14 protein-coding genes are annotated in these 16,235 nt (G+C 63.0%); 2 read left to right on the forward strand and 12 right to left on the reverse strand.

What is annotated here, in order from left to right; all coding sequences use genetic code 11:
- Positions 1–200: 200 nt before the first annotated feature.
- From madM to ACQKEN_RS19345, 10 genes are all read right to left on the reverse strand, one after another.
- Positions 201–965: a malonate transporter subunit MadM gene (gene madM, locus ACQKEN_RS19300; RefSeq protein WP_037018905.1), complete on the reverse strand. Its 765-nt coding sequence runs from the start codon at positions 963–965 to the stop codon at positions 201–203.
- A 1-nt stretch (position 966) separates the two neighbouring features.
- Positions 967–1,401 (reverse strand): malonate transporter subunit MadL, encoded by a 435-nt coding sequence (gene madL, locus ACQKEN_RS19305; RefSeq protein WP_065991198.1) that lies wholly within the window; start codon positions 1,399–1,401, stop codon positions 967–969.
- A 67-nt stretch (positions 1,402–1,468) separates the two neighbouring features.
- On the reverse strand, positions 1,469–2,404 hold the full coding sequence (mdcH, locus tag ACQKEN_RS19310; RefSeq protein ID WP_427687967.1) for a malonate decarboxylase subunit epsilon: 936 nt from the start codon (positions 2,402–2,404) through the stop codon (positions 1,469–1,471).
- A complete protein-coding gene (locus tag ACQKEN_RS19315) occupies positions 2,401–3,033 on the reverse strand; it encodes a malonate decarboxylase holo-ACP synthase (protein ID WP_427687969.1) in 633 nt (210 codons plus the stop codon). Before ACQKEN_RS19315 ends, mdcH begins: the two co-directional genes overlap by 4 nt.
- Positions 3,027–3,830 carry a biotin-independent malonate decarboxylase subunit gamma gene (gene mdcE, locus ACQKEN_RS19320; protein WP_427687971.1) on the reverse strand — a complete coding sequence of 268 codons (804 nt, stop codon included), beginning with the start codon at positions 3,828–3,830 and terminating at the stop codon, positions 3,027–3,029. Before mdcE ends, ACQKEN_RS19315 begins: the two co-directional genes overlap by 7 nt.
- Complete coding sequence (locus tag ACQKEN_RS19325) at positions 3,827–4,678, reverse strand: biotin-independent malonate decarboxylase subunit beta (RefSeq protein WP_427687973.1); 852 nt, start codon at positions 4,676–4,678, stop codon at positions 3,827–3,829. Before ACQKEN_RS19325 ends, mdcE begins: the two co-directional genes overlap by 4 nt.
- Positions 4,671–4,970, reverse strand: coding sequence for a malonate decarboxylase subunit delta (locus ACQKEN_RS19330; protein ID WP_133775589.1), 300 nt, complete (start codon positions 4,968–4,970; stop codon positions 4,671–4,673). The genes ACQKEN_RS19325 and ACQKEN_RS19330 overlap by 8 nt, the downstream gene beginning before the upstream one ends.
- 2 nt (positions 4,971–4,972) lie before the next feature.
- Complete coding sequence (locus ACQKEN_RS19335; RefSeq protein WP_427687975.1) at positions 4,973–5,869, reverse strand: triphosphoribosyl-dephospho-CoA synthase; 897 nt, start codon at positions 5,867–5,869, stop codon at positions 4,973–4,975.
- The gene (mdcA, locus tag ACQKEN_RS19340; RefSeq protein WP_427687977.1) at positions 5,869–7,545 is read right to left on the reverse strand and encodes a malonate decarboxylase subunit alpha; all 1,677 of its coding nucleotides are present in this window, start codon (positions 7,543–7,545) and stop codon (positions 5,869–5,871) included. Before mdcA ends, ACQKEN_RS19335 begins: the two co-directional genes overlap by 1 nt.
- Positions 7,546–7,643: 98 nt before the next feature.
- The gene (locus ACQKEN_RS19345; protein WP_427687979.1) at positions 7,644–8,792 is read right to left on the reverse strand and encodes a Fic family protein; all 1,149 of its coding nucleotides are present in this window, start codon (positions 8,790–8,792) and stop codon (positions 7,644–7,646) included.
- 184 nt (positions 8,793–8,976) lie between these two features.
- On the opposite strand from ACQKEN_RS19345, the gene ACQKEN_RS19350 reads away from it, so the two are divergent.
- Both ACQKEN_RS19350 and ACQKEN_RS19355 read left to right on the forward strand, forming a co-directional pair.
- The gene (locus tag ACQKEN_RS19350) at positions 8,977–9,312 is read left to right on the forward strand and encodes a CopG family ribbon-helix-helix protein (RefSeq protein ID WP_427687981.1); all 336 of its coding nucleotides are present in this window, start codon (positions 8,977–8,979) and stop codon (positions 9,310–9,312) included.
- 25 nt (positions 9,313–9,337) lie between these two features.
- Entirely contained in the window at positions 9,338–9,568 is a 231-nt protein-coding gene (locus tag ACQKEN_RS19355) for a type II toxin-antitoxin system RelE/ParE family toxin (RefSeq protein ID WP_427687983.1), read from the forward strand.
- Between the two features lie 173 nt (positions 9,569–9,741).
- On the opposite strand, the gene ACQKEN_RS19360 is transcribed toward ACQKEN_RS19355, so the two are convergent.
- On the reverse strand, positions 9,742–10,230 hold the full coding sequence (locus tag ACQKEN_RS19360) for a chemotaxis protein CheW (protein ID WP_427687985.1): 489 nt from the start codon (positions 10,228–10,230) through the stop codon (positions 9,742–9,744).
- Complete coding sequence (locus ACQKEN_RS19365) at positions 10,223–16,204, reverse strand: Hpt domain-containing protein (RefSeq protein WP_427687987.1); 5,982 nt, start codon at positions 16,202–16,204, stop codon at positions 10,223–10,225. Before ACQKEN_RS19365 ends, ACQKEN_RS19360 begins: the two co-directional genes overlap by 8 nt.
- Positions 16,205–16,235 lie beyond the last annotated feature (31 nt).

Below are 16,235 nucleotides of genomic sequence, written 5' to 3' on the forward strand. Positions count from 1 at the left end.
GAGCAACTGGCCGTAGGTGGCCGTGTGCGCGGGCTGATGTTTCGGAATGGTGGTCCCCGCGAACCGGCCGGTACAGCCGACGCATCTCTATCGTCCGAACCAAAGCGTTCGCGGGCAAGCGCGCTCCTACAGGTTTTGCGACGGACAATCGTCCGGGTTTGTCTTTGGGAATTGCGCTGAAAACATGCTGCCACCTGGCCTCAGCCCAGAATCCCGCGCACGATGAAGTACAGCAGCGACGGCCCCAGCAGGCAGCCGAGCCCGGTGTGGAAGGTCGCCGTCAGCGCGCCGTAAGGCACCAGTCGCCGATCCGTCGCCGCCAGCCCTGCTGTCACGCCACTCACGGTGCCGGCCAGACCGCCAAACACCATCGCCGAACGCGGGTTATCCAGCCCCATCCAGCGCGCGGCCATCGGGGTGCCAACCATCACCAGAATGGCTTTGATCAGACCCGTCGCGATCGACAGCGCCATGACATCCGAAGTCGCGCCCAACGCGGCACCGGTCACCGGCCCGACGATGTAGGTCACCGCGCCCGCGCCAATGGTGGTGATGCTTACCGCATCGCGGTAACCGAACGCGTACGCCACGCAGCAACCAACAATGAACGGCAGCAATGTGCCCAGCAGCAGCGAGAACGCACCGACCCAGCCAGCCTTTTTCGCTTCGGTGGCCTGCACTTCGAAGGCCGTGGCGACGATGGCGAAATCACGCAGCATCGACCCGCCCATCAGGCCGATCCCGGAGAACAGCGCCAGGTCCGCCAGCCCTTTCTGGCCCCCGGTCATCGTGCCGCCGACCCACGCCAGCACCAGGCCGATGACGATCGCAATGGCCGAACCATGGATGCGCCCGAACGTCAGGCGCTTGGACAGCACCACCGAAATCCACATCACCACGCCCACGACCGCAAACGCGGTAACGAGGCCCTGACTGATCAGGTCTTTCTGAATGAGCTCCCACATATCAGCGGCCTCCTGCTGGCGAAACAGTCGGCGCGATCACCGGAAGCGGGTTCGCGAGTTCGTCCTCTTTGGGCAGGGGCTCGCCCTTGTTGATCCGGCTGATGACTGCAATCGTGCAGCCGCAGACCACCACCGACACCACCGCCGCGATGACCGCGATAGGCCCGCCCTTGAGCGCCGTGACGACGTTTTGCTGAGCAGCCATGGCCACGACGACCGGGATGTACATGGCGCCCCAGAAGCCGACGCCCATTTCGCAGCCTTCGCTCATGCCGCCGCGCTTTTGCATGAACAGCCGCGCGCAGATCAGCAGGATCATCGCGATCCCGACGCCGCCCACGTTGGATTTGACGCCCAGCAAAACGCCGAGCAGATCACCGAGAATCACCCCCGCGAGGGTGCAGATTGCGAGTAACGCCACGCCATAAATCACCATTGTTCTTATCCTCAAATTGCATCGTCGAAGTTGTTGTTTTTGTGTTCCTTCGAAAGCAGCAGTCGGTTTATGAGTGGCGGCGTTCCTCCTCTCGCGACAGCGCGCTGAGCGTGTCCAGCCGTGCGCCCTGGAAAGCGACGGCCGATCCTTGTTCGAAGACGCGTCGCGCCAGGCCCGTCAACACGGTGCCCGGCGGCAATTCGATCTGCAGCCGCGCGCCGCGCTCGTAAGCCGTCTGCACCGTGCTGCGCCAGTCGATCACCCGGCACATGTTGAACGCGAGGTCGTCGCGCACCTTGTCGGCGCTGAGCATCGGCCGCGCGGTGCTGCCACTGAGGTATTTCAGCGTCGGCGCCTTCAGCGAAACGTTGGCAAACGCGTCGGCGAGCGCCTGTGCAGGTTCTGCCAGCAGTTCGCAATGGGACGGCACGCTGACCGCCAGCCGCTTGGCCGCCGCAGCGCCCCGTTCTTTTGCAAGCGTCGCGACGGACGCCATGGCTTCGTCTCGCCCGGCGATGACGAACTGGTTATCGGCGTTGATGTTGGCCAGATAGACCGGCGTCTCAACGCTGTGAATGCATGCGATCAGGCTTTCGACCGAGGGTTGATCAAGGCCGATCAGCGCGGTCATGCCGTAACCCTGTGGATAAGCGCTTTGCATCAGCTCGCCCCGCAGGGCCACCAGACGCACGGCATCCGAAAAATCCAGAGCGCCTGCGATGACCGCCGCCGGATAAGCACCGATGGACAAACCTGCAACCATGTCGGGGATGTTGTCATCGGCCATTAACATACGCGCGCAGGCGACACCCGCGATCAACAAACACAGCTGAACCGCTCGCGTGGATTGCAGGGCCGTGGCCGAGTCCAGCGTCAGGACGTCCTCGTTCAATGCAGCGCTCGCTTCTGCCAGACACTGTTCAACCAAGGGATGATCCGGCAGGCCGTGGAGCATGCCCGGCTGTTGCGCGCCCTGGCCGGGAAACGCCCAGAAGCTGCTCATGCCGCAACCGCCTGCGCCAGCCAAGGGTTATCCACAAGCCGCGCGCCGTCTTCGGCTTTGAGCAGCACCTGTCCTGACGATCCGGCCCATTCGCGCAGCGCCACGCCACCAAACGGGGTTTGCAGCTGAAGGTCGATGCGGCACACCGCGCTGGCAAGCTGCTCGACCAAACGAGCGGCGTGCTGGCGATCAAAGAAATCCGGGGTGCGCAGGATGAGATCGAGATCGCTGCCGGCGTGCAGCACCGGCACGCCACTCGCCAGTTCAAAACCGGCGCCACCCGCCACGCCCCACAGCAGGCCAAGCGCGTTCATCACGGGACGGATCTGCTGCAAGGCGCGCAACGCTGGCCAATCGGCGTCAGGCGCCATGGCGATCAACGCTTCAGGCCGCACGCGCTGTTGCACATCGTCGAGCTTCATGTGAGTGGCGTAACGCTGATCCCGGGACTGACCTCTCACGCCCACCGCCACCAGGCCAGCCGGGACACGGGCGCGGCGCACTACCACCGGATGACCCAGACCGATGACCTCGAACGCCCACGCCGGTGCGTCGATCGGCAACGCAGCCGTCGGCAAACCCCACAACAAATCGTGGGGCAGCAGCGGCTGAAAAGTGCTCATTACCACTGCGCCCGCAACAGCTCGCGGACTTTCGACGACGCCGCACGATTCGGCGCGCCGAGGCGTGAGCTCAGGTCATTGGCGCTGGCGAGGGTGTCTTTGATCGCTGCCGTCAGGCAGTCCTGAACCAGGGTGATATCCGACGCCGTGGGCTGCTCGATCTCACTGACCGAGAGGGTTTCCCAGAGCAAACCGAGGCTGGCATAGCTGTCGATGTCGTACGCCATCGGCGGCACGCTGGCAGCGAGTTTTTCCAGTTCTTCAACGCTGCGAAGTGTGACCCTAGCCGCAGAGGCCTTGCCCATGGCGTGAACCATGACGCCCGGATCGCGCAGGGCAATCAGGCGATTGGCCTGATAACCGTGTGCGAGAAACGCGCCGGACATTGCTTTGCCCACCAGCAGCCCAATCACCGGATGCCCGGCCAGACGTGCCCGGGCGTAAGCATCAACGGCACCGGCCAGCGCTTGGTGAATGCCCAGCGCTTCTTCCCGGCGGCCATAGGCCTGACTCGGCACGTCGATGATCGCGATCAATGTCCGCTTGTTTTCGCTGTCCTGATCCAGCTCGATGGCGCTGTCCACGGCCTGGGCCAGCCCCCATCCTTCGAGCAAGCCAACTTCGCCGTTTTGTGCGCGGGGAAAACGATTATCCGGATCGGCAACCACCGCCAGGAATCGCGCCGGACGATCACCCAGCGTGCCATCAGCCGCTTTCACTGACGCCGGCAGCCCCGCCACTTCAGCGGCGTTCGCGGCGAGGGCATTGAACCAGTTCAATCCACGAATCGAATAATCACTCATGTCCGGTCTCCTTCATACGCGCTGCGCACGGCAGCGGGCGCTATCTGCTGGCCGGTGTCCACTTGGGCCAGACGCTCGAGGAACCAGGCGTACCGGCTGCTGCGTTCCTGCTCGGGCTTGCCCTTGTGCAACAGCGCGTGCACCTGTTGCTGAATGGCGCTGATGTCGTCGGCGACAAAGGCGTCCACCAGACCGCTGGCAAACCGTTGCTCGCCCCCGGTCAGGCTCCAGATGAAGGGCCGGTCGCGGGAATCGTATTCTTCGATGCCGGCTTCCTGCTCGATGACTTGCGGGCCGTTCAGGCCCAGACGCGCTTCCTGGGTGACGACCAGATAACTGCACAGCGCCGCCGCGATGGACATGCCGCCGAAGCAGCCGACGCTGCCCGCCACCACACCAATCACTGGCTGATAACGACGCAGATCAACGATGGCCGCATGGATGTCGGCGATAGCTGCCAGCCCGAGGTTGGCTTCCTGCAAGCGCACGCCCCCGGTTTCCAGCAGCAGAACGGCTGCGGTGGGAATGCCCTTGCGATTGTCTTCGGCGGCCAGTTCCAGCGCGCCGGCCATTTTCGCGCCGCCGACTTCGCCCATGCTGCCGCCTTGAAAGCCGCCTTCGATGGCGCAGATCACCACCGGTTTGCCATCGATCGTGCCTTTGGCGATTACCACGCCATCGTCGGCCTGTGGCACGACGCCTTGCTTGGCCAGCCAAGGGGAAACCAGGCGCTCGAAGGGGTCGATCAGCTCACGAAAACTGCCGTCATCCAGCAGTGCGCGGGCCCGTTGCCGGGCACCGAGTTCGACGAAACTGTGCTGCTGCAAAAGCCGCGTGCTGTCAGTCATGACCGACCTCCTCGAAACCTTGCTCCAGGCGCAGCCGAACCACGCCCGGTGTGGCGCCGAAATCGTGAATGTCGATGCTCATGGCCGGCGGCGTCTGCCCGTCGAACATGCGCTGGAAGAGATTTTCCCAGCGCGCCGAACTGCCGTTCACCGACGTCAGCACCTGGATCGTCAGCTTGCCCGGCTGGCCCGGCTCAAGCAGCACCTCTAGATCACCCGAACCGACACATCCCACCAACGCGCGCCCCCGTGGTGGCTGCCCGGCAGGGAATTCAAAAGACAGGGTTTCCATGGTCAGACGTTCCTCGTTTCATCGCCGAGCGCAGGCTCCAGGCGATCAATAAACAGGCAAGCGGCGAGCAAATCGGCAGCGCCACCGGGAGAAGCGTTCAGGCTCAACAGTTGCTGATCCAGCTGATTCAGCGCACGACGGCCGCTGAGGGTTGCGCTGCCGCCGGCGTCCAGTACCCGCTGCGCGCCGTGTTGCATGGCATGCAGGCCTTCTTCACCCGCGCGGTACAGCACACAGGTATCGGACAGCGTGGTCATGATCGCCAGCAGTGCATCGAGTCGCGCGTTCTGCTCGCCATGCCCGGCGGCGCGGCTGCGGATGAGTTGCGGCAAACCCGTTTGGGTCACGACAGGGAAGGCTGCTTGCGCTTGTTCCCGGGCGCCCATTGCGCCGTACTTCTGTGCAACGGCCTGGCCATGGCTCTGACTCTCGCCCTGATGACGATCGTCGATCAATGCCAGATGGCCCGCGCGTTGGCACAGCCGCTCCGGGGAAAGGTCATCGGGATTCAGCGCTGCAGCAGTGACCAATAAACCCAGTGCCCAGATCGCGCCACGGTGGGTATTCACCCCGTTTGTGGTGCGCATCATCGCGGCTTCACCTTCGCGACCGAGGCGGCCGATGGTTTCCCGCAACAGCGGGTTGATCTCGCCGATGGCAATGGCGGCGTCGGCCATCTGTTTGAACGCGGGCCACAGCGACAGCGCTGATGCGTGCATCAGGCCCAGGTGCAAATCCGTGTGGGCGCCACTGCTGCGACGATCGACCAGCGCCGGTTTTGGCGACAGGTCGGCTTCGTCGATCAGCGCATCCACGGCCAGATCAGCCAGGCGCTCTGCCAGCGATGCAGGGCTCGGCGTTGCATCGAAGGCATCGAAAGCTACGTTGAATGCGCGCATCACCAGCTCCTGAATTTCGCAGGCGGGTTGTACAAACCCCCGGACCACTCCACCAGCTCGGCGATGCTCTTGGCGGCAAGCAGTTCGCGGCTGGCGTCGGTGCGGCGAATGCCCAAATCCTCAGGCAGCGCGATCAGCCCTTCGCGGCGCATGCGGGCGGTGTCTTTGGGGTTGTGGCGCAGGCCGATGGAGGTCACACCCGCAACGGCGGCGATCATGGCCTGACGCTCCTCCAGGCTGCGCGCCTTGTACAGATACGCGATCCCTTCTTCGGTCAGCAGATGGGTGACGTCGTCGCCGTAGATCATGATCGGCGCCAGGGGCATGCCGCTTTTCTTCGCGACCTCCACGGCGTCCAGCGTCTCGACGAAGGTGGGTTTGCCGCCCTCCTGGAACGTCTCGACCATCTGCACGACAAGCTTCTTGCCGCGCTCAAGATAGGCGTCCGGCCCGTCACCGCTCTGCTGGCGCATGTCCAGCCAGGCGGGCGTGGCGTGACGTCGGCCGCGCGGGTCGTGGCCCATGTTCGGCGCGCCGCCGAAGCCGGCAAGGCGCCCGCGCGTAACGGTGGAGGAATGGCCGTCGCCGTCGACTTGCAGCGTAGCCCCAATGAACAGGTCAACCGCGTATTGCCCGGCCAACTGGCACATCATCCGGTTGGAGCGCATCGAGCCATCGTGGCCGGTGAAGAACACGTCAGGCCGCGCGGCAATGTAGTTTTCCATGCCCAGTTCGGTGCCGAAGCAATGCACGCTTTCGACCCAGCCGCTTTCGATGGCGGGGATCAGCGTCGGGTGTGGGTTGAGCGTCCAGTTGCGGCAGATCTTGCCCTTCAGGCCGAGGGATTCACCGTAAGTCGGCAGGATCAGTTCGATCGCGGCGGTGTTGAAGCCGATGCCGTGGTTGAGGGACTGGACGTTGTGTTTTTCGTAGATCCCGCGAATCGCCATCATCGCCATCAGCACATGCACCGGCTTGATGTGGCGCGGGTCGCGGGTGAACAGCGGCTCGATGTAGAACGGTTTGTCGGCGACGACCACGAAGTCGACCCATGACGCCGGGATGTCCACCCGCGGCAGGTCGCTGACGTCATCCACCAACTGGTTGACCTGCACGATGACGATGCCGTCGCTGAAGGCGGCCGGTTCAATCAAGGCGGGGGTGTCTTCGGTGCTGGCCCCGGTATAGATGTTCCCTGCGCGGTCAGCCATGAAACCGGCCGAGAGCACGACATTGGGAATCAGGTCGACCAGCAGGCGGGAATACAGCTCGATGTACGTGTGAATCGCGCCGATTTCCAGCAGGCCGTCTTCCAGCAACTGGCTGATACGCAGGCTCTGAGTGCCGGCGAAAGAGAAGTCCAGCTTGCGGGCGATGCCGCGCTCGAACAGGTCCAGATGCTCGGCCCGGCCAACGCTGGGCATGATCATGTGCAGATCGTGAAGCTTGGCGGGATCAGCCTTCACCAGTGAGCGTGAAAGAAAATCCGCCTGTTTCTGGTTATTGCCTTCCAGCACCACGCGATCGCCCGGCGCAATCAACGCCTCAAGCGCCGCAACAATCTTGTCGGTCGGCAGTACAACGCCATCGGCGAAGGAACGCACCAGGTCGAGTCGTCGCAGTTTTTCAGTGCGACGACGCGACCAGCGCGGGTCAAGTTTCGTTGTTGTGGCCATGCTGACTCCACGAGTTCGCTGTCGTGGGGCAGATTAGGAGGGGTTCAGGCGCGGCATCAATCAAGCAAATGCGTGAATCATTACCGTGAGAGTAATGATCAGTCAGGCCAATTGATCTGATAACGGGTGCTGCGCCCGCCGCCAGGCAGCTTTACCAGGCAGCCTTTTTCCAACAGGTCCTGAAGATGCCGGGTTGCGGTGGCTTTACTGACCTTGGCGACCGCCTGGTATTGAGCCGCGCTGATGCCGGCGGCGAAACCCGCGTCCGGCTTCTCGGACAGCAGGTTGCCATTCAACAACCGATTGAGCACCTTGGTCTGCTCCACAGAGAGGCCGTCATCCCGATGGAATTGCCAGAATCTCGCCTTCGCCAACACTCGCTCGATACGCTGCATGGCCTGCTCAAGCGTGTGGAGCAAGGTCTGTAAAAACCAGACGAGCCAATCGGTGATGTTCAGGCCACCACGTTGGGTCGCCTCCAGAATCCGGTAGTAGTCCTGACGGCGGGCGAGGATGCTCGCGGACATCGCGTAAAAGCGTATGGCCTGATGTTCGCCCTGGGCCATGGCCAGGTCAGTGATCGCGCGGGTCAAACGTCCGTTGCCATCGTCGAACGGGTGCAGCGTCACGAACCAGAAATGCGCGATGCCCGCGCGGATCAGCGGGTCGAGGGTTGGATCGGCGCAGCTGCTGTTGAACCAGTAGAAGAAGTCATCGAGCTTTTGCTCCAGGCCTTCGCGTCCAGGCGCCTCGAAATGCACAACGGGTTGGTCGATGCGACCGGACACGACCTGCATGGGCTCAGGCCCTCTGAACGTCCCGACCTGAATGGGGTATGCCGTCAGCGCGCTCGGCTCGGGAAACAACAACCGATGCCAGTGCATCAGCCGTTCAGACGTCAGCGGCGCGGCGTGTTGTTGAGTAGCATCCAGCATCAGTTCCGCCAGCCCCTCACTGCGTGCCGTCACGCGTTCATCGCTGGCGAGCCCGAGCCGCTTTGCCAGAGAAGAACGCACCGACTCCACATTCAGTTGCTCGCCTTCGATGGCCGATGAGGTGATGACGTTCTGCAGCAAGGCGTCCAGCGCACGCTCGACATTCGCGTCGGTGCCTGACGCGCCAATCATCCCCAATAACTGACCCTGGCCGTGGGTGCAGGCCCGCAACAGCGGCGCCAACGGCTCCACGTCCCAGAAAAAGGACGGGCATTTGGGGTGTTGCCAAATCCATTTTGCTGACTGTTTCACTGGACGCCTCGGAGGGGTGTGAGCCGATTAGCAATTATATTCGGCTCACCGGATGAGCCGAATATGCGGTTTATTCGGCTCATCGGCTAGGCGGGATTGGGGAGGAAAGCGATATATATGTACCGCAATCGATCCTTCTCGACTGATTAAACTGTCCACTTCACAAATCTGATATCCGAGCGCCATGTCGCAGTTGCCTGAATTGCCTTTTCCGACCCAGCCTCCTACCTTTGAAGGCGATATATATGCCTTTCAAGCGCCTGGAGATCTCATGTCATCGACTGTCCTATCATTTCAAGCCGATGAAGAAACAGTACAAACGCTCGATCAGTTGGCCGGCGCCACTGAGCGTGATCGGCAATATCACCTTCAGCAAGCACTGAGCCGCTATCTGGAATCCGAGACGCGCCAGATGCTGGCTATCTCGGACGGCTTAGCGGATGCCGACGCAGGAAACCTTACCGACATCGAATCTGTGAAAGCGAGATGGGTGAAGCGTGCTGACAATAGCCCTGACTGACAAAGCGCAGAGTGATCTAGAAGGCATGCATGAATACTACGCAGCGATATGCGGCTCGGAAGTAGCCAACCGAATCGTGATTGACGTGCTTGGTCAGTTGGAGTCATTGATGACGTTCAGTGGCCTAGGCCGGCCATCACAATCCCCGGGCGTCAGGGAGCTGGTGTTGAGTCGATACCCATATGTGGCGCCGTATCGGTTGAAGGGTGATCAGGTGCAGGTCTTGAGGGTTCTGCATCACCGGACGGATCGATGACAGCGCGCTATCACAAAGCTAACGGTTCTCACGTCGGAGCGAGCTTGCTCGCGAATAGGCCGGGACATCCGCCAAATCTTCAGCGGCTGAAATAATGTCTTCGCGAGCAAGCTCACTCCTACAGGGGCTGTGTCCGGCATGCAACCTGCGGCGTTTGAGAGCCTGGGAGGCTCTTACAGGCCCGGCGTCATCTGCACCAACCCGGCCTCCACCAACCACTCCTCCAGCGCCACAAGGTCCGGGATCTTCGCGACGGTCTCGCCCACTTGCACCGCGGCCAGTTCCAGCTCGGCCAGCGGCACGTCGACGTAGCTGAGTTGGCTGTCGAGTTTGCAGGAGCGCGGAATGCCTTGGGTCAGCAGGGCGATGAATTTGAGGTCAGGCCGCCCGCCGAGGGCGTTGAGCACGACGATGCGGGCGCGGCCTCCGACACGGGCGCGGCTGCCACAGGCGGCTTCGAAGCTGAGCAGCGGCAGACTGCGGTGGCGCCAGTTGATCGGGCCCAGGTACCACTGTGGTGCGGCGGGGTCCGCGACGCTATCTTGATAGTCGATCAGCTCGGCCACCGCCACGTTGGGCAACAGCAGGTGCCGGTCACTCAGGGGGATGAGCAATCCGGTCAGGCTGGTCAGCCGCGCCGTTTGGGTCTTGGTGTCAGACATGGGCGTGGCTCCAGTGGGCGATGCTTTCCAGCAATGCGGCTTCCTGATACGGCTTGCTCATGTATTCGTTCACCCCCAGCGCCATAGCGTGGTCGCGGTGCTTCTGCCCTGATCGCGACGTGATCATGATGATCGGCAGGTGCTTCAATGCGTCGTCTCCGCGAATCTTGCTGACCACCTCGAAGCCGTCCATGCGCGGCATTTCGATGTCCAGCAGCATGATGTCCGGGGTGTGCTCCTGCAGCAGCGCCATAGCATCGACGCCATCCTTGGCCGTGAGCACGTTCATACCGTTGCGCTCCAGCAAACGGCCGGTGACCTTGCGTACGGTCACCGAGTCATCCACCACCATCACCAGCAACGGCCGCGCCTGTTCGGGTTCGACATGGCGCACCGGCGCGTGACCGGCGACCTGCAGGGCGAGCAGCTTGGCGTGAAAGCGCCGGACGTGCGCAAACAGGTCGAGAATCAGCACCACGCGGCCGTCCCCCAGAATGGTCGCGCCGGCAATGCCGGGTATCGCTGAAAACTGCGGTCCGAGGTTTTTCACCACGATTTCCCGCGAGCCGGCCAGCGCGTCCACCTGCACCGCGACCCACTGATCGTGTACGTGCACGAGAAGCACGGGCAGCGGCTGGGTCTGTGTCTGGCCGCCCAGTTTCGGCGGATGACCGTTATTGAGCAGCTCGCCCAGATATCGCAATTCGTAGGTCCGCCCGCTGTACTCATAGCGCGGCGGCACGGACTGATAACACGTCTCCAGCTCGCTCGGCATCACGCGCACGATGCCCTCGATGCTGTTCAGCGGCACGGCGTACTGTTCTTCGCCGCACTGCACCATCAGCGCGCGATTGACCGACACCGAGAACGGCAAACGGACACGGAAACGCGCGCCCTCTCCTGCTTTGGAATCAATGACCATCGAACCGCCCAGGTCCTTGACCTCGGCATACACCACGTCCATGCCGACACCGCGCCCGGAAATCTGGGTGATGGTCTCGGCGGTGGAAAAGCCTGCGCGCAGAATGAACTGCAGAATGTCGTGTTCGCTCAGCTCCGCGTCCGGGCTGATCATGCCGCGCTTGATCGCCTTGCGCCGCACGGCCTCGAAGTCGACACCGGCGCCGTCGTCGCGCATCTCGATGACGATGTCGCCACCTTCATGGGCCAGACTCAGCGTGATATGCCCCCACTCGGACTTGCCGGCGGCCAGGCGTTCCTCGACGCTCTCCAGGCCATGATCGACGGCATTGCGCAGCATGTGCTCCAGCGGCGCCACCATGCGTTCAAGCACGTTGCGGTCCATCTCGCCTTCGGCGTTGATGACGTCGAACTTGACCTTCTTGTTCAGCTCGCCCGACACCTGACGGACGATCCGGCGCAGACGCGGCACCATGCGCTCGAACGGCACCATGCGCGTACGCATCAGGCTTTCCTGAAGCTCGGTGTTCACCCGCGCCTGTTGCAGCAGCAGGGTTTCGGCCTCATGGGCGCGGGTGTCGAGGGTTTCCTTGAGGTCCATCAGGTCGGACGCGGACTCGAACAGCGCGCGGGACAACTGCTGCAGCTGCGAATGACGGTCCATTTCCAGCGGGTCGAATGCTTCATAACCACGCCGATCGACGTGATGGTCGCGGCTGAGAATGCGGCCCTGGGTTTCGATGTCGAGTCGGCGCAGTTGATCGCGCATCCGCTCGATGGTGGTTTCCATTTCGACCAGGGTGACCTGAGCGTCGCTGACCTGCTGCTCGACCCGGCCCCGGAATATCGAAGTTTCTCCCGCCAGATTCGCCAGGTCTTCCAGTTGCTCGGCCGGGACCTTGATCATCTCCGGGCCGGTACGCTCGCCGTCGGCCTCGGCCTGAGCGGCCGCCGAATCAACAACAGGCGCGGGCAGCGGAGCCGGCACCTCCTGAGGTTTTTCGACAGGTTCGCGGGCGGTCCCGGACGCGGTGTAGTGACCGATGCTCTCGATCAACAGCGCCGGGTTGGGCAACGGCTCGTAACCGCGAACGGCATCGACCATGTCGGCGAGCATGTCATGGCCGCTCTGCAGCAGGCCGTTGAGCAGCGCGCTGTTCTTCAGCGCACCCGTCGACAACCCTTCGTACAGCGATTCCAGCTCGTGGGCCAGATCGCCGATTGGTGCGATCTCCACCATGCGCGCGCCGCCCTTGAGCGTGTGCAGATCGCGCAGCAGGTTTTCGACTTCCAGCATATTGTGGGGATCGGCTTGCCAGCGCACCAGCGCCGCGCTGCTGCTTTCGATGATGTCGTCGGCTTCTTCGAGGAAGATTTCCAGCAGTTCCGGATCGCGCTCGTCCAGCGAGTGAATCATCGCGCTGACGTTGCGCGTCTGGCCGTCATTGGGCAGCAGGTAGCAGTTGCGCTGACGAAACTCGCGAATTTTCTCGATCAGCGGCGCGGGACTGGTCAAGGCCGAGCGGTGCTGCAACTGCTCAAGCATCAGCGACAGGTGATCGTGGCTGTGCACCAGCAACTCGGCCAGTTGCGGCGAATAACCGCAACGTCGGTCGATCAGGCCTTCGTAGAGCGATTCCAGCTCGTGACCGAGGTCGCCCACCGGGCCGATTTCGGCCATGCGCGCGCCACCTTTGAGGGTGTGCAGGTCACGTTGCAACGATGACAGCGGCAGCGGGTTTTCCGGGTCGTCGAGCCAGCGCTGCAATGCAGGGCCGGCGATGTCGAGAATATCCACCGCCTCTTCGAGGAAGATCTCGACGATTTCCTGATCGAAATCATCGCGGGCAGGCTGGGCGGGTTGAGCGAGATGTTCGGTAATCTCCTCCATGTTCGTGATACTGGTCGCCCCACCGCCATCACGTTTGATAACGCCCATGGCGCCGGGGTCCAGCGCTTCGGCCAGCAGGTCGCGCAAGGCGCTTACACGCTCGGGGCACGGCTGAACTTCCTGTCCGGCGGCGACCTGATCGAGCATGTTGATCAGCGCTTCGTGGGCCTTTTCGGCCTCGTCGAAAAACCGTTCGCTGACGGCAAGGCTGCTCTCCTCCACCGCGCCATACAGGTCGAGCAGCGCTTCGCAAAGCTCATCAACCTGAGGCAGGTCGGCTACGTGCGCGCCGTGGCCGAGCATGGTCAGTTCGTCGAGCAGCGCATTCAATTCCTGGCGATGGCCGGGGTGCTGGCGCCAGTCTTTGAGCAAGTTGTCGGCGTCCAGCAGGATGTCCATGCCCTCAGCCAGAAAGCTGGCGATCAGTTGCGGATTGCGCCGCGTGCGCAGGCCATTGCTGTCGTCGCTCAACGCATCGGCCAGCCGCGCGTCGAGCAGCTCCTGAGCCTGTTGAATCAGTGCGGCGGCGCCTTCGATGGGCATCAGCGGGTCGACATTCAGCTGAGCCAGGCCCTGATGAAACAAGGGTTCGGCAGCACGCAGCAGGTCGATTTCGTCCTGGCCGACCGCGATCAGGTTGGTCTTGAACTCGCGCACCAATTGATCCAGCGGGCTCGCCAGCTCGGCGATCGGCAAGACCCCGGCCATGTACGCGCTGCCTTTGAGGGTGTGCAGCGCGCGCAGCAAATCGTTGCTGAACACCGGCGCGTCAGTGTCCTGCGCAGCGTCGAGGTAGCGGCCCACCGTGTTCAGGTGGGTGTGGGCTTCCTGACGAAAAATCTCCAACAACTGCGGATCGAAACCCTCTTCATCCTCCAGCCGATGCGTCGGCCCGACGTCACCCGCTTCGCCCTGGGCCAGCGCGTGGGCCTGGGCGGCCAGTTGGTCAACATCGTCACGCTGGCGCTGAACGTCTTCGGCGAAATCGCGAATCACGTCCGGCAGCAAGGCCTGTACATCCGTGAGCAACTGCTGGACCCGCGCGTCCGGCTCGACACTGTGCTCCAGTACGCGATTCAGCAGGTTCTCCACCGACCACGCCAGCTCGCCCAGAATCAGCGCGCGCACCATCCGGCCGCTGCCCTTGAGCGTGTGAAACGCACGACGAATCTCGCCCAGCGCCGAGAGATTGCCGGGATCGGCAATCCAGCGCGGCACGTACTCGCGCAGTGCTTCGAGCATCTCGTCGGTTTCTTCGAGGAAGACTTCGCGCAGCTCGTCATCGATCGCCTGCTCGCCCTTCGGCGGCGGCAACAGGCTGGCCGGCATATTGCGCGCCGGCGGGTTGACCGCCGACAGCGGGCTGGCCAACACCTCGGCGATGGTCTGGCTTGGGCTGACCAGGGCCTGACGGTCATGCAGGTCTTGCAGCTCTTCTTCGCTGATGACTTCTTCGAGCACCGGCACGTCCAGCGCGTCGGGGACCGGCGAGTAACCGAGCCGGGCGAGACTTTCCTGAGCCAGATCCAGCACGTGCTCACCTGGCGCTTCCGGGTCTTCGGCCATGCGTTCGAGGTAATACTCGACGCCGATGATCACGTCGGCCAAATGATCGAGCTGCGAAACAGCCGGGGTTTCGGTGTCGACCAGCAAGCGCTCGGTGATGTAGTCGTTACAGGCCGCCAGCAGGCCGGATGCCCGCGCCAGCGGAATCATCGCCAGTGCGCCGCGCACCTGAACCAATTGCTCCGACAGCGGCAGCAGACGGGCGCGATCCAGCTCGCCGTCGACGTAGTCGTCGATCACGTCCTTGGCCTGCTGCAGGACGATGCGCGCTTCCTTGATGACCAGTTGGTGGATCTGGCTGAGGTCCGTTGTGGGCAGACGGCTCTCTTCCGGGCTGCTCTGGTTGACGGTTCCGGCCATGCCCGCCAGGGTCGATTCGACATAGAGCAGCGCTCCGGCGACGTCCATCAACGTGGCATCGTCGGGTGCGCGTTGCCCCTGGGCCATGCCCTGCACCACGGTCATCTGATCGATGATGACTTTGCGCGGCTGCCCAAAACCCAGCACCGCCAGGGTATCGGCAATCTGGCGCAGTGGCGGCAGCAGCGCACTCAGCTCACTGACGTGCTGGCGATCGCCGCGCACGAAGACGTCCAGCCGCTCCTTGGTGCGCACCAGCTCATCGCACAGGGCGATGATTACCGAGCGCATGGCATCGCGATCCGGTCCGGCCATGCGCGCACGTTCTTCAGCGACCAACGCGCTGTGGGGCAGCGCATCGGCCAGCGCATACTGGTCCTTCAAGTCCGTCATCTTCTGCGCCTCGCTGTCGGACTTGGCGATGTAAAACAACAGGCTTTTCAGGAGTTCGTCGGGCGCAGGCTGATTGATGCCTTCGATGCCTTGATCCAGCAGACGTTTGAGTTCTTTGTCGGCGTCCTTGAACAGGCTGCGCAGCGCCGGGCTGTTGGTGAAGTTGCCGCTGACCATGGTTTCGACCAGCGCGGACGCGATGCGCCACAGCGGTTCGAGCGGCGCGTCCTCGCACAACACTTCAAGCCGCGCGAACACTTTGCCCATGTAACCGAGTTGGGTCTGCACGTCCTGATCGCGAAGCAGCCCAACCAGCGCGGTTTGCAGCGTCTGCCGCAGCTTGCGCAGCTTCGCGGGCAGTTCGGGGCTGTCGCGCTCGGCCAGTGCGTCGGCATCCAGGGCCGGGATGGACAGCAATTGCGGCGAGAAGAGACTGGTCTCGGACAGCAGGCTTTCGCCCCGGGCGCTGCGCAGATCATTGAGCAGCGGCAGCACCACCAGCGGCAGATCACGGCGAGCGGAATGCACACGCTCCAGATAGACCGGCAGTTGGGTCATCGCCAGATTCAGCAGCTGAATGGCTTCGCTTTCCTGGGCAACGTGGCCCTCTTTCAGCGCCAGCGCCAGCTGTTCGATTTCCTCGGCGAACAGCGCGGCGCCGTAGAACTCGATCATCTGCAGGCTGCCGTGAACCTGATGGATGAGCTCGAGGCACTCGTCCATCGCCGCGGCGTCGTGGGGCTGGGCGACGAAGGTGTCCAGCGCCTGCCGGGCGTGTGTGAGGGTTTCGGCTATTTCGCCTTTGACCCACTCCAGGGCCACGTAATCGTGACGGTCAGCCATGGTGACTCCGGTTGCCTGTGCTTTGACCCTG

Source organism: Pseudomonas sp. NPDC078416, from assembly GCF_050268485.1.
Taxonomy (GTDB): Bacteria; Pseudomonadota; Gammaproteobacteria; order Pseudomonadales; family Pseudomonadaceae; genus Aquipseudomonas.